This is a genomic window from Enterobacter sp. Y17, assembly GCF_019730495.1.
GTDB classification, from domain to species: Bacteria; Pseudomonadota; Gammaproteobacteria; order Enterobacterales; family Enterobacteriaceae; genus Enterobacter; species Enterobacter asburiae_B.
Genome location: NZ_JAASKP010000001.1, coordinates 2,327,205 through 2,340,070, shown reverse-complemented (window position 1 = coordinate 2,340,070; position 12,866 = coordinate 2,327,205). Strand labels below are relative to the sequence as shown.

General features: G+C 55.6%; 10 protein-coding genes. 4 read left to right on the top strand and 6 right to left on the bottom strand.

Annotation, left to right across the window (positions count from 1 at the left end; all coding sequences use genetic code 11):
- Window positions 1–15 precede the first annotated feature (15 nt).
- From HCH49_RS11060 to HCH49_RS11040, 5 genes are all read right to left on the bottom strand, one after another.
- Complete coding sequence (locus HCH49_RS11060) at window positions 16–1,674, bottom strand: ShlB/FhaC/HecB family hemolysin secretion/activation protein (RefSeq protein WP_033144848.1); 1,659 nt, start codon at window positions 1,672–1,674, stop codon at window positions 16–18.
- A 93-nt stretch (window positions 1,675–1,767) separates the two neighbouring features.
- Window positions 1,768–4,377 carry a filamentous hemagglutinin N-terminal domain-containing protein gene (locus HCH49_RS11055; protein WP_221702686.1) on the bottom strand — a complete coding sequence of 870 codons (2,610 nt, stop codon included), beginning with the start codon at window positions 4,375–4,377 and terminating at the stop codon, window positions 1,768–1,770.
- 404 nt (window positions 4,378–4,781) lie between these two features.
- On the bottom strand, window positions 4,782–5,435 hold the full coding sequence (gene nfsB / locus HCH49_RS11050; RefSeq protein WP_033144849.1) for an oxygen-insensitive NAD(P)H nitroreductase: 654 nt from the start codon (window positions 5,433–5,435) through the stop codon (window positions 4,782–4,784).
- A 120-nt stretch (window positions 5,436–5,555) separates the two neighbouring features.
- A complete protein-coding gene (locus HCH49_RS11045; RefSeq protein WP_047061289.1) occupies window positions 5,556–5,924 on the bottom strand; it encodes an MmcQ/YjbR family DNA-binding protein in 369 nt (122 codons plus the stop codon).
- Window positions 5,914–6,504, bottom strand: coding sequence for a TetR/AcrR family transcriptional regulator (locus HCH49_RS11040; RefSeq protein ID WP_039264021.1), 591 nt, complete (start codon window positions 6,502–6,504; stop codon window positions 5,914–5,916). The genes HCH49_RS11045 and HCH49_RS11040 overlap by 11 nt, the downstream gene beginning before the upstream one ends.
- Window positions 6,505–6,694: 190 nt before the next feature.
- Here HCH49_RS11040 and HCH49_RS11035 point away from each other — a divergent pair, with 190 nt between their 5' ends.
- Complete coding sequence (locus HCH49_RS11035; RefSeq protein ID WP_094935784.1) at window positions 6,695–7,798, top strand: MBL fold metallo-hydrolase; 1,104 nt, start codon at window positions 6,695–6,697, stop codon at window positions 7,796–7,798.
- 32 nt (window positions 7,799–7,830) lie between these two features.
- Window positions 7,831–8,172 carry a RamA family antibiotic efflux transcriptional regulator gene (locus tag HCH49_RS11030; protein ID WP_029741711.1) on the top strand — a complete coding sequence of 114 codons (342 nt, stop codon included), beginning with the start codon at window positions 7,831–7,833 and terminating at the stop codon, window positions 8,170–8,172.
- Window positions 8,173–8,254: 82 nt separating this feature from the next.
- Here the strand turns inward: HCH49_RS11030 and HCH49_RS11025 are convergent, their stop codons facing one another.
- Window positions 8,255–8,503 carry a DUF1158 domain-containing protein gene (locus tag HCH49_RS11025; protein ID WP_013097677.1) on the bottom strand — a complete coding sequence of 83 codons (249 nt, stop codon included), beginning with the start codon at window positions 8,501–8,503 and terminating at the stop codon, window positions 8,255–8,257.
- A gap of 477 nt (window positions 8,504–8,980) precedes the next feature.
- Between HCH49_RS11025 and HCH49_RS11020 the strand changes: the two genes are divergently transcribed.
- Both HCH49_RS11020 and HCH49_RS11015 read left to right on the top strand, forming a co-directional pair.
- Window positions 8,981–11,689: a cation-transporting P-type ATPase gene (locus HCH49_RS11020; protein ID WP_221702685.1), complete on the top strand. Its 2,709-nt coding sequence runs from the start codon at window positions 8,981–8,983 to the stop codon at window positions 11,687–11,689.
- A gap of 107 nt (window positions 11,690–11,796) precedes the next feature.
- Window positions 11,797–12,861 carry an efflux RND transporter periplasmic adaptor subunit gene (locus tag HCH49_RS11015; protein ID WP_033144854.1) on the top strand — a complete coding sequence of 355 codons (1,065 nt, stop codon included), beginning with the start codon at window positions 11,797–11,799 and terminating at the stop codon, window positions 12,859–12,861.
- The last annotated feature ends 5 nt before the right edge of the window (window positions 12,862–12,866 follow it).

The window sequence follows — 12,866 nt, the reverse complement described above, 5'->3', positions numbered from 1 at the left end:
CTGAGACTTTCTCCGTCAGTACTGCCATTGCACCGAAAACCCAAGCGTGACGGGACTGGTATGCATCTCATCCGGTTTTGCCAGTGGTACGCCCGCAAAAAGGTCATACCCCAGATGGCCTTTTACCCCACGCACGCCAGCGACCGCACCGGCAATGTGCGCCCCGCTCCAGTAATCATTTTCTGAGCCGCTGACTTCGCCATAGTCTGCGCCAATATACGGCTGCATTCCCCATACCGGCAGATTCAGGTTGATATCGTTGCGCAGATACCAGCCTTTGTCGGCATACAATGAGGACTCTCCGTCAAAGCCGCGCACCGTCCAGCGGTTGCCGATGGTGAACTTATCGGGCTGGGTCAGCCTGTCCGGAGAGGTCTGTTGCTTGAAGTGCGGTTCATAGCTGAGGGCAAACTTGCCCAGTTTGAACGGGAAAGTACCGTCTGCACTCAGCGTAATAATGCGCGCCTGCGCGTCGGCACTGCCCACCATCTCTTCAGCATCGGGTTCTTCACCAAACCACGGTGCGGCATGTTGATAACCGAGGCTTGCCGTAAGCTGACCGAAGGGAAGATAGGCTAAATGTTCCAGGCTGAGCTGCCAGCTGCTGGTGTCCCGGTGCTGAACCTCCACTTCCACGTCGTTAAGATCGTAGCGGGAATCCCGCTTGATCCCTTTAAAGCCCAGCGTGGTTTTCTGGCTCGCGCTGCGGTAAACCACGCGGTTAAGCGCGGCGGTCATTAACTTTTCATCGCTACTGTACCGGTAGTTAAAATCACCGCTATGGAGAGTCTGCGTCGTTCTGTACTGGCTGGCATAAAGTTCCAGCGCCCAGTATCCCCAGGGAACGGAGTAAAACACCGAGGTATTATCGTTACGCTTGCCGTTTTCATTCTTGAAACCACCGCCATACGCGGCATAAAACATATCGTTGAGCGAGGTGGGGTTATCCAGATACAGCGCCAGGCCCCCCTGGTACCGTCCGGTGTATTTACTACCGGAATCATCAAACCAGCTGCCCAGTCGCCAGGCTTTACGCTGGTCGCGCTTGATCTCAACGCGCGTATCGCCAGGATTTTCCCCCGGCACCAGACGAAAACTGGCCTGCGAACCGGGAATACGCTGCAGGTTTTCCAGCCCCTGTTCCAGACCGCGTAAATCGAGGAGATCGTCCGGCCCTTGTGGGACGTTATTCCAGCGATGAACGGAGAGGCCGCTTTGATCCTGAATAATGACATCACTGACGCGTCCAGGCAGAATTCGCAGGGTTAACGTTCCCTTGTGCAAATTTTGCTCCGGTATTAATACGCGGGTGGTAATAAATCCGTGGGATATTAATCGATTCTGCACGGCCGTATGTATGGCTTTAATTCCCTTCACGCCAATACAGTTATTCTCAGCCTGACGAATGATATCGCGAAAAGTGAGCCAGTGAGGAAGCGACTGCGTATTGTCGATGTTCAGATGCTGAATGTCGTAGCACACTGTCTCATGTGGCAGTGCAAGCGCATCAGTTGCGAGCATGCTTTCTGATGAAAGGACTGACTTCCCAGGCGGTGCAAGCTGTTCGTGCCTCGCCTGATCCTGCTGCTGAGTGGTGGCCGGTTCAGCATGTACAGTGTCGGGAAGTGACGCGAGCAGTGATAGCAGAACGAGGCCAGATCGATAATTAGTCATGTAAATAACTTTATGGACCGCGAAGGATCCTGAATATAACGAAAAAATAGATAGCCCCATTCCAGGAATGGGGCTTTGGTTTATTTCAAACGATTACGCGGTATAAATGGAGTAGCCGCCTGGGTAATAAACGATACCCTGAATGGGATACCCGTAATACAGATCGCCCGGATAATAGACAACGCCGTTTTCCCAAACGCCATTACCTTCAGGTGTACCGTTTGGCTTAACGGTGGTATTTCCACTATTATTCGCCGTGGTATCTGAATCTGGGTTGGTATTATTGTTATCAGCAGTGTTACTACCGTTGTCTTGATTTGCTGTACCGGTCTCGTTAATCACACCCATGTTATTGACGTAACCCATGGTGTACACGCGATCGCCGGTAATATTACCGCTGGCTTCGTTGTTAATGCCGTTAGCCGTGTTCAGCGTAATACCGCTTGCACTGGTGATGTTACCGCTGTTGGTCAGGTAGTTGCTGACCAGGATAATACCGTTATCAGCAGACAGCGTACCGCCGTTGATGAGGGTTACGCGGTCCATCTGTGCGTTCAGGGTATTACCCGCCACAATCGTGCCGTAGTTATACGCGGTGCTTTGAGACCAGCCGTAGCTACCCATTACGTCGAGATTAATGTCATGCGCCGCGCGGATGTCACCGCTGTTGTCCAGATTGTTCATGATAAACAGCATGGCATCAGAACCCGCGTTGATCTGGCTACCTGCATCGGTCATCAGATAAGAGGCGGTAATGTTGATGTTATGGTCTGCGACGAGCGTACCGTTGCCCCGGTTTTCCAGGCTAGTGGTGTTCAGGTTGATATCATTCTTGCTGACGATCGAGCCGCTGTTGGACAGGTCTGCCAGCTGAAGATCCATCTGATTAGCGGTAATGTCGCCGCTGTTGTCGAACTGACTGCTGTTCATCTGCAGCGCCAGGCGACCGCCAGCCGCGATGGAACCGCTGTTCTGCGCCGGGCCGCCATAGTTATTCCAGCCATTAGAACCGATGGTTAACATCATATCCTGACCCGCTTTAAGGGTTCCGGCGTTCTGGAACGTACCGGTCTCGGTCATGTCGATATTGCCGCCTGCTTCCATCTTACTGGCAAGGTCAGAATAGTAGGACGTGCCGTACATAAAGAGGTCTTTTTCGGCTGCGATGGTGCCGGACATATTATCCAGCGCGCCATTGATTGAAACAGAGCCGTCGCTGTGGATTGATCCATTGCGGTTAGAGAGCATGTTGTTGCCGCTCACCTGAAGCTGGCTGTCAGATCCCAGAGACTGAATCACACCGTTATCGTTATTCAGCATGGAGGCGTTGATCATGTTCCAGCCGTTCCCGGCGGAAATGAGACCGTTGTCGTTCGTCAGCGTGTCGACATTGACGCTCATCGCACCGTTGGTTTCTACGCGGCCAGCGGAGTTGTTCAGGCTGGCAGCGTCAACGCTGAGGGCACCCTTAGCAACAATGCGGCCATGGGTGTTATTCACGCCCTGCGAGTTGTAATTCCAGGAGGCGCGGCCGATCGTCAAATCGCCATTGCTGAGAATTTCACCGTCGCTGTTGTCCAGCGAGTCAGCGGTAATAAAGGTATTCTGGCTGCCCTGAATGGAACCACGGTTGTTAACGGTATTTTTGCCGGAAACATTAACCATCGCAGCTTTAATGACGCCGTTAGTGTTGTCCAGCGTGTTGTCTGCGGCAACGGACACCATCCCCTCAGAGGTAATCTGACCGTTATGGTTCAGGACATCACTTCCCATCACGGTAGCTGAATTTTTACCGCTGATACGTCCGCCGTTGTTTTCGACCACACCCTCAACGTTGATTGACAGCGTGTCGGATGCCGTCAGGTCAGCACCATCGATATGCACGCCAACGCCGGCGTCAGTGCCTTCCATATAGATTTTATTCGCGTACATGGAGCCCAGCGCAGACACATCCAGCGCTACGTCCGGGGCATTGCTGCTGTCATACTTCTTCTGCACGCGGCCATATTTATCAATGTGGTTATTAGCCGTGACGATATTCAGTTCGTTAGCCTGAAGTTTCGCATTGACCTTCACTGAACGGGCAATAATGTCGGTGTACTGCGTAGAACGAGTATCCATCCCTTTACCGGTGATGGTCACCTGACCTTTGCTCACATCCAGACCGCTAACATCACCCTTGTTGTCGTAGGTGGCAGTACCGGTGGTCAGCGTAGCGTGGTTGGTATTGATAAAGCCGCAGCCGTCACAGGTTATGCCTGATGGGTTGGCGATAATCACCTGCGCGGACTGGCCTGCTACTTCGACCATGCCGTTCAGCTGGCTCGGATCGGATGAACGCACTTCGTTCAGGATCACTTTAGCGCTGCCGCCGGCCATATTAGCGTTGCCATTGATCTGACCTGCTAATTGGGTGTTGGTTGCTGTGCCGCTGTTATTCAGGATCACGCCGTTGCTGTCGACGTTAAATTCGGAATAAACGTTATGGGAAACCCCACCCGCGCTCGCCTTGTTGATATCAACGATGGTTGCGCCACTTGCATCCGTATGAATGGCCGGTTTGTCGGTATTACCTGCCACGATGGCAGCCTGAGCTGGCATAATCATGCCCAGCGCAAGCATGGTCGCAAAGCAGGTCGGCGCCAGTTTGGCGTGCAATACCTTTGAATTAGCCTTTGTGCTCACTGCACTTTTATTTTTCATATATCTATCCTTGTAATTCCTTGAAAAAGTGTTCCCATTTCTCTTCATGCGAAATGGACGCACATAAAAACATGCAGAACTTCGATTCCAAAAATAGACATGTAACAATTCATACAAAATGTGCATTAATTAATGCGGTACCAGAAGGGAATAATTAACGTGAACGTGACAAAAAATAAATGGATATATTTTTGAGAGTTATTGATTGGGGTGATGAGAGGCTATAACAGGTTGATAGCACATAGAAGAACGTAATTAATAATTATAAAATTGCATGCGAAATTTCCGATATAACTATTTCTATGCTGTTACAAATAATTTGCCTGCTAACGGATGCATCTATACACAGCGGGAGTATGCGGTATTGAAAACAGGCACGCCGGATCCCAGCGCGCCAGAGGAGATCAGCACTCAGTTACAATCGTGCTCAGCGGCAGGCGAGACTTCGGCAGCGTGGCGTTGAAATCTTCCACGCTGTGGTGCCCAACCGGTACTACCACCAGGCTGGTAAAGCCCTTTTCTTTCAGGCCAAACTCTTCGTCGAGAATAGCGGCGTCGAAACCTTCAATCGGTACCGCGTCCAGACCCATCGCGCCTACGCCCAGCAGGAAGTTGCCGACGTTCAGGTAAACCTGCTTCGCCATCCACTGGTCGTCATCTTTCAGATCCACGCGGTGCATGTCGGCGAAGAAGGTGCGGCCCTTGTGGTTTGCGGCTTTGGCTTCCGGCGTGTTGAAACGGCCATCGGCCTCTTCCTGATCCACGACGCGCTCCAGCCAGGCGTCATCCAGCGCGGTTTTCGCGCAGAACACCACCACGTGAGAAGCATCCAGCATTTTGCGTTCGTTGAACACATAGGTGCCCGCGGCGGATTTCGCCACGCGCGCTTTTCCTTCCTCGGTGCTGGCCACAATGAAGTGCCACGGCTGGGAGTTGGTGCTGGACGGGCTGTACTGCAGCAGGGTTTTGATTTTTTCCGCTTCTTCCGCGGTCAGTTTTTTGCTTGGGTCGAACGCCTTGGTCGAGTGGCGTTTCAGGGCGACAGAAATGATATCCATAACAACTCCTGGTGATGAAATTCGCCCGCTCGCGGGCGCGAAAGGAAAGCAGATTACAGCGGGACGCGGAAAAAGATAAGTGCAATTCGAGCGCTTAATCTGTTCGTCTCAGACGAACAATCAGACCGGCCGGATCCACTTCTGGTCTTTTTTCGGCAGCTTATCTACCACCAGATTCCAGGAATCATTAATGAGGTCGGTAACCAGTTCCGGCGTCACGTCGTCAGTGCCGTAAAGGGAAATCCAGTGCTTTTTACTCAGATGGTAACCCGGCTCTATCCCGCGATAGATCTGCTGATTTAACAGTGATTTCTCCGGGTCTGACTTCAGGCTGACGTGCGGTCGCCCGTGCGCGACCGCGGCGATCATGAAAATCTTTCCGCCCACTTTAAACACGTCAAACTCCGGCCCAAACGGCCAGCAGTGCTCGGTGAAGGGCAACTCAAGGGCCACGCGCATTGCGTGCTCCTGCAAGGATTTACTGTCCATCGCTCTCTTCCTGGGCTAGCCCGCGCCACATCACTTCAAAACCGAGCGCTTTAAAATCAACGGCGCGGGAAGGGTCGCGAGTGGCAAATTCCATCGTGGATTCGGCCAGCGATAAGAAAAGCGCATCGCCAAAGGTTTTAAATTCATCTGACATAAACACCTGGCGCACCGAGCGGCGGCACAGTTCATGGAGTTCCGGGAACATCTCTTTCACCGCCTGTTCGGTTTCGGCGCTCAGCTTTTCACTGACGCCAATCTGGCGGATAGCCGCATGAGAAACGGGGTTACGAATACCCCAGTCCACGTAGCTGTTCCAGATATTGCGGGTATGTTCTTTGGGCAGCGTGATGGTGCGATCGAGGTTTGCCAGCATGGCCTGGCAGAGATCCTGCTTCAGGTGCAGATAGAGGGCATTCAGCAGATCGTCTTTAGTGGGAAAGTAGCGAAACAGGGTCCCTTCGGCGACGCCCGCGTTACGGGCGATTAACGACGTTGAGGCGGCAATACCTGACTGTGCAAACGCCACCGTTGCGGCTTCCAGTAAGGCCTGTTTTTTATCTTCACTCTTCGGACGTGCCACTAAATTTTTCCCCCTGTCAATTATAAAAACCCTGATTGAAACACGTGCTTTGACACGCTGCAACGCGGAATGTCAAAGATCGAAAACGTCTTGACGACTTTATCATCATATCTATAATGAGTGCTTACTCACTCATGATCAAGTTTACCCCGCGCAAACTATCGGATGGGGCGCGTTTTCGGGTCTGGATATGAAAAAACCTCTCTTCATCTGCGTGGTGTTAATCATGATTATTGCTTCAGCTGCGAGTTTACCGTTTGTTCTGAATGCCGGATTCGGCCAGCCGCCGCAGGGTGAGCAGCTCACTGAAGTGGAGGCCTCTCCCCAGTATCGCGACGGGAAATTCCACAACACGCTGCCGACGCCGGGCTATAACGGCGACAAAAACATGCTGGTCGCGACGTGGGATTTTCTGACCAAAAAAACCGAAAACGCGCGCCCGGCCCAGCCGCTGCCGCTGGTGAAAACCGATCTTGCGAGCCTGCCGCTTGAGGAGAACACCCTGGTGTGGCTCGGCCACTCCTCGTGGTACCTGCAGCTCGCGGGCAAACGCATCCTGATCGACCCGGTGCTCGGCAACTATGCCGCGCCGTTCTCGTTCCTGAATAAAGCCTTTGCCGGGGAATATCCGTGGCGCGCTGAAAGCATGCCGGAAATCGACCTGCTGATTATCTCGCACGATCACTACGATCATCTGGATTACGCCACCATCCGGGCGCTACTGCCGAAGGTGAAGCGCGTGGTGACGCCGCTGGGCGTGGGATCCCACCTGCGCTACTGGGGGATGAAGCCTGAGATTATTGACGAACGCGACTGGAACCAGTCGGTACGCATCAGCGATGAACTGACGGTGCATGTTCTGCCGGCGCGTCACTTCTCCGGGCGCGGCATCAAGCGCGATCGAACCCTGTGGGGCAGCTTTATGTTCGTCACGCCAGATCGGAAAGTTTATTACAGCGGGGATTCCGGCTACGGCCCGCACTTTAAGGCCATCGGCGAGCAGTTTGATGGTGTGGATGTCGCCATCATGGAAAACGGCCAGTACGACCAGGACTGGAAGTACATCCACATGCTCCCGGAGGAAACGGCGCAGGCCTCGGTGGATCTGAACGCGAAAGCCGTGGTGCCCGGGCATAACGGGCGCTTCGTGCTGGCGAAACATACGTGGAACGATCCGCTGATCCAGCTGGCTAAAGCCAGCAAGGATAAAAACTATCGGCTACTGACACCGGCGCTGGGCGAGCCCGTCCGGGTGAATGACGCCACGCAAACCTTTCGCGCGTGGTGGGAATAATGTTTAAGCGAGAAGCAGAGGGGGACAGCAGCATGACCATTTCCGCTCAAGTCATCGACACTATCGTCGAATGGATCGACGACAATCTGCACCAGCCATTACGTATAGAAGAGATTGCCCGCCACGCGGGCTACTCGAAGTGGCACCTGCAGCGGTTGTTTATGCAGTACAAAGGGGAGAGCCTGGGGCGTTATATCCGTGAGCGCAAGCTGCTGCTGGCGGCGCGCGATCTGCGTGAATCCGACGCTCGGGTGTACGACATCTGCCTGCGTTACGGGTTTGACTCGCAGCAGACGTTTACCCGTATTTTCACCCGCACGTTCAACCAGCCGCCTGGTGCGTACCGCAAGGAGAACCACAGTCAGGCGCATTGAGCTGTTTTCCGCCCTGGCGGGTCTGGAAAATTGCCATCACAGGCCGGGTAAGGCGAAGTCGCCACCCGGCTTTTTTATTGGCTTACGACGCCAGTGAAAACCAGCGGCGCCAGACGAAACGCAGCACGAAGAATTCGATGGCACCCAGCAGTAAAAACCACACGCAGAACAGAATGGTGTAAAGCTGGTTCAGATCGACCATGTGAAAGGTCTGAACCAGCTTCTGCGCCAGCACCAGACCCAGCGATGGCGCGGGCAACAGCAGGCAGGAGAGCAGGGCCAGCAATAAAATGCCGCCTGCCGTAAGCAGCGATTCTAACGGGTGTTTCATCGTAATGTTAATCGTCAGTTAAAAATGTCATTGTCCGGCATCCTGTAACGTAAAGCAATATCAGCGACTAAGACGTTATTGAATAAAACGAAGATATTATTTGGGGAATAAATAACAAAATACGACCCGGCATTTATATTAATATCGCGTTATGTAAATAAATGTCTTTGTCAGGAAAATAATTTTACAAATGTATAAGTGCTATAACCAATTAACGTGGCAATAACAATGGCCGCGATAACGTATAACACCAGTCGGCGTCCGCGATAAATACCCCACATGGTTCCCCCTCGTTTAGTGTTGGTTTAGAAATATTTTGTAAAAATCAGGCCATCTAAATAGTTTTAATCAGTTTTGAATAACCGAGAAGTCATTATATTGCGGTAGATCAATTTTACCCGCAAGACTTAAAAATGAATTTATTTAGCCAGAAAGGAATTCAGGCTTCTGTTCACCGGATATTGAAGGAAAAATACGATGACCGAAAAAAAAGTGTCCCCAAACGTGCCGCCTTCCGGCGGGCTGGCATACCAGCAGACCGTAGAGCAGGTGCTTACCCACACGCAGAGCCAGGCCAGCGGCCTGGATCGTGCAGAGGCGCAGGCGCGTCTGCAAAAAACAGGGCCGAACGCGCTGCCGGAGAAAAAAGGCAAACCCGCCTGGCTGCGTTTCCTGGCCCATTTTAATGATGTGCTGATTTATGTCCTGCTGGCCGCCGCCGTATTAACGGCAGTAATGGGCCACTGGGTTGATACGCTGGTAATTCTGGGCGTGGCGGTAATCAATGCTTTAATTGGCCATATTCAGGAAAGCAACGCGGAAAAATCCCTGAAGAGTATTCGTAATATGCTCTCCAGCGAGGCGCGCGTTATTCGTAACGGCAATCACGAAACTCTACCCACAACTGAAATAGTCCCGGGCGATATTATTGTATTACGCGCGGGGGATCGTATTCCGGCGGATATGCGTTTAATCGAAGCGCATAATTTACGCGTGGAAGAGGCCATTCTGACCGGTGAATCCACCGTGGTGGATAAACACGTTAATCCGCTGAGCGGCGAACTGCCGCTGGGCGATCGCACCAATATGGTCTTCTCCGGAACGACCGTAAGCGCGGGCGGCGGCGTCGGCGTGGTCACCGCGACCGGTAAGGATACGGAGCTCGGCCACATCAACCAGATGATGGCGGGTATCGAAAAGCACCGCACGCCGCTGCTGGTTCAGATGGACAAGCTGGGTAAAGCGATCTTCGCCATTATTCTGGCGATGATGGCCGCGCTGTTTGTCTTCAGCCTGGTGTTCCGCGAGATCCCGATGGGCGAGCTGCTGCTCTCCCTGATTAGCCTGGCGGTGGCCTCCGTGCCGGAAGGTCTGCCGGCGATTATCTCCATCATCCTCTCGCTGGGCGTGCAGGCGATGGCGCGCAAGCGGGCGATTATCCGCAAGCTGCCGACGGTGGAAACGCTCGGCGCGATGACCGTGGTCTGTTCGGATAAAACCGGCACCCTGACCATGAACGAGATGACGGTTAAAGCCATTATCACCGCTGACGCCTGCTACCGCGTGGACGGCAACAGCTACGAGCCGGTCGGCAACATCTACCTGGAAGGCAGCGACGAGCCGGTCCACATCCAGCCGGGCACCGTGCTGGAGCACTACCTGCGCACCATCGACCTGTGTAACGACAGCCAGCTGATTCAGGACGAGCGCGGCCTGTGGGGCATCACCGGTGGGCCGACCGAGGGCGCGCTGAAGGTGCTGGCGGCGAAGGCCAGCCTTGAGCCGGTCATGACCACGCTGGTTAACAAAATCCCGTTCGACTCGCAGTACAAGTACATGAGCACCCACTACCAGATTGGCGGTGAGGAGCAGATCCTGATCACCGGCGCGCCGGACGTCATTTTCGCCCTGTGCGCGCAGCAGCAGACCCGCAACGGTGCGGAAGCCTTCAACCGCACGTACTGGGAAAGCGAGATGGAGCGTTACGCGCGTCAGGGGCTGCGCATGGTCGCCGCGGCGTTCAAGCCTGCGAACGGCGAGCAGGAACTGACGCACGACGACCTGAGCCACGGCCTGATCTTCCTCGGCATCGCCGGGATGATGGATCCGCCGCGTCCGGAAGCCATTGATGCGATTAACGCCTGCCAGCAGGCGGGGATCCGCGTGAAGATGATCACCGGGGATCACCCGCAGACGGCGATGAGCATCGGCCAGATGCTGGGGATCGCCAACAGCGAGCAGGCGGTCACCGGCTATGAGCTGGAGAAAATGGACGACGCCGCGCTGGCGGAAGCGGCGGTGAAGTATGACATCTTCGCCCGTACCAGCCCGGAGCATAAGCTGCGCCTGGTGAAAGCGCTGCAGGACAAAGGCGAAATCGTCGGCATGACCGGTGACGGCGTGAACGATGCCCCGGCGCTGCGTCAGGCTGACGTCGGCATCGCGATGGGCATCAAGGGCACGGAAGTGACCAAAGAGGCGGCGGACATGGTCCTGACGGACGATAACTTCGCCACCATCGCCAGCGCGGTGAAAGAGGGGCGTCGCGTTTACGACAACCTGAAGAAGACGATTCTGTTCATCATGCCGACCAACCTCGCGCAGGGGCTGCTGATTGTAATTGCGCTGCTGGCGGGGAACATCATTCCGCTGACGCCGGTGCTGATCCTGTGGATGAACATGGCCACTTCCGCCACGCTCTCCTTCGGTCTGGCCTTCGAAGCCGCCGAGCGCAACATCATGCGTCGTCCGCCGCGTCAGACCGGGCAGCACGTGATGGACGCCTACGCCGTGTGGCGCGTGGCCTTCGTCGGCACCATGATTGCCATCGCCGCCTTTGCGCTGGAAGCCTGGCTGGCCCCGCGCGGCCACAGCGCGGAGTTCATCCGCACCGTGCTGCTGCAGATGCTGGTCTGCGCCCAGTGGGTGTACATGATTAACTGCCGCAACACCGAAGGATTCTCCCTGAACCGAGGCCTGCTGGCGAACAAAGGGATCTGGCTGGTGACGGGCGTGCTGTTCCTGCTCCAGGCGGCGATTATCTACCTGCCGTTGATGCAGATGCTGTTCGGCACCGAAGCGCTGCCGCTGCGCTACTGGTTTGTGACCCTGGCGGTAGCGGGCGTGATGTTCTTCGTCGTCGAAATCGAGAAGCGACTGACCCGCAGGTTCCGTAAGGCTGCATAACCTTTTGCCCTCACCCTAACCCTCTCCCACGGGGAGAGGGGACTCTGACCTCCCTCTCCCTGTGGGAGAGGGCCGGGGTGAGGGGAACACATCTGAGGTACCTCTTAATGAAACTCCCACTCCTGTTCGCGCTCCTCGCCTGCACCCTGCAACCCGTATTCGCTGCCGCCATCCCCGTTCGCGTCGCCACCGTGGAGCAGACCGCCCACGCCGCCGAGCGCCAGATCCCGGGCCGCATCGAAGCCATCCACACCGTTGAGCTGCGCGCGCGTACCGAAGGCGCGATCGCCAAAATCCACTTCCGCGACGGGCAGTACGTGAAAAAAGGCGACCTGCTGTTCGAGCTGGACGACGCCGAGCCGCGCGCCGCCCTGCGTCTGGCGCAGGCTGAGGTGAGAAGCGCTGAAGCCACGCTGCGCCAGGCGCAGCAGCAGCTTTCCCGCTTTGAAAGCCTGGGCAGCAGCAACGCCATCAGCCGTCACGACGTGGACAACGCCCGCATGCAAAGGGACGTCGCCAGCGCGGCGCTGGAGCAGGCCAAAGCCCGGCTCGAAACCCGTAATGTCACCCTGAACTACACCCGCATCACCTCGCCGATCGACGGTCGCGTGGGGCACAGTCGGTTCCACGTCGGCAGCCTGGTCAACCCTGCCAGCGGCGTGCTGGTGGAGGTGGTGCAGCTCGATCCCATCCGCATCGCCTTTGCGCTGGAAGAGGGCGCGTTTGCCACCAAAGCCGGACAGCATGCGGATATCAGCGCCATGAAGCAGGCCTGGCAGACGTTCATTGACAGCAACGGCCAGCGCGTCAGCGGCGAGCTGACGTCCGTGGACAACCGCATCGATCCGCGCACCGCCAGCGTGATGCTGCGCGCCGAGTTTGCCAACCCGCGCCATCAGCTGCTGCCCGGCGGCAGCGTGAACGTGACGCTGCGCCCGGCCAGCGAGCAGCCGGCTCTGACCCTGCCCGCCGCGGCGGTCCAGCAGAACGGCGACGGGTTCTTTGCCTGGGTGGTTAACGCCGACGGCAAAGCCGAAATGCGCCCGCTGAAGGTCGCCGGACAGATCGGCCAGCAGTTCCGGATTACCTCCGGCGTGAAGCCCGGTGAGCGAGCGATTACTGACGGCGCGCAGCGCGTGCAGCGCGGCGCGGCCGTCCAGATACTGAATTAAGGAGC

Bases quoted from the DNA above. Each gene is read 5' to 3' on its own strand.
- HCH49_RS11060 (WP_033144848.1), bottom strand. From the start codon at position 1,674: ATGACTAATTATCGATCTGGCCTCGTTCTGCTATCACTGCTCGCGTCA.
- HCH49_RS11015 (WP_033144854.1), top strand. From the start codon at position 11,797: ATGAAACTCCCACTCCTGTTCGCGCTCCTCGCCTGCACCCTGCAACCC.
- HCH49_RS11030 (WP_029741711.1), top strand. From the start codon at position 7,831: ATGACCATTTCCGCTCAAGTCATCGACACTATCGTCGAATGGATCGAC.
- HCH49_RS11055 (WP_221702686.1), bottom strand. From the start codon at position 4,377: ATGAAAAATAAAAGTGCAGTGAGCACAAAGGCTAATTCAAAGGTATTG.
- HCH49_RS11035 (WP_094935784.1), top strand. From the start codon at position 6,695: ATGAAAAAACCTCTCTTCATCTGCGTGGTGTTAATCATGATTATTGCT.
- HCH49_RS11025 (WP_013097677.1), bottom strand. From the start codon at position 8,503: ATGAAACACCCGTTAGAATCGCTGCTTACGGCAGGCGGCATTTTATTG.
- nfsB (WP_033144849.1), bottom strand. From the start codon at position 5,435: ATGGATATCATTTCTGTCGCCCTGAAACGCCACTCGACCAAGGCGTTC.
- HCH49_RS11045 (WP_047061289.1), bottom strand. From the start codon at position 5,924: ATGGACAGTAAATCCTTGCAGGAGCACGCAATGCGCGTGGCCCTTGAG.
- HCH49_RS11020 (WP_221702685.1), top strand. From the start codon at position 8,981: ATGACCGAAAAAAAAGTGTCCCCAAACGTGCCGCCTTCCGGCGGGCTG.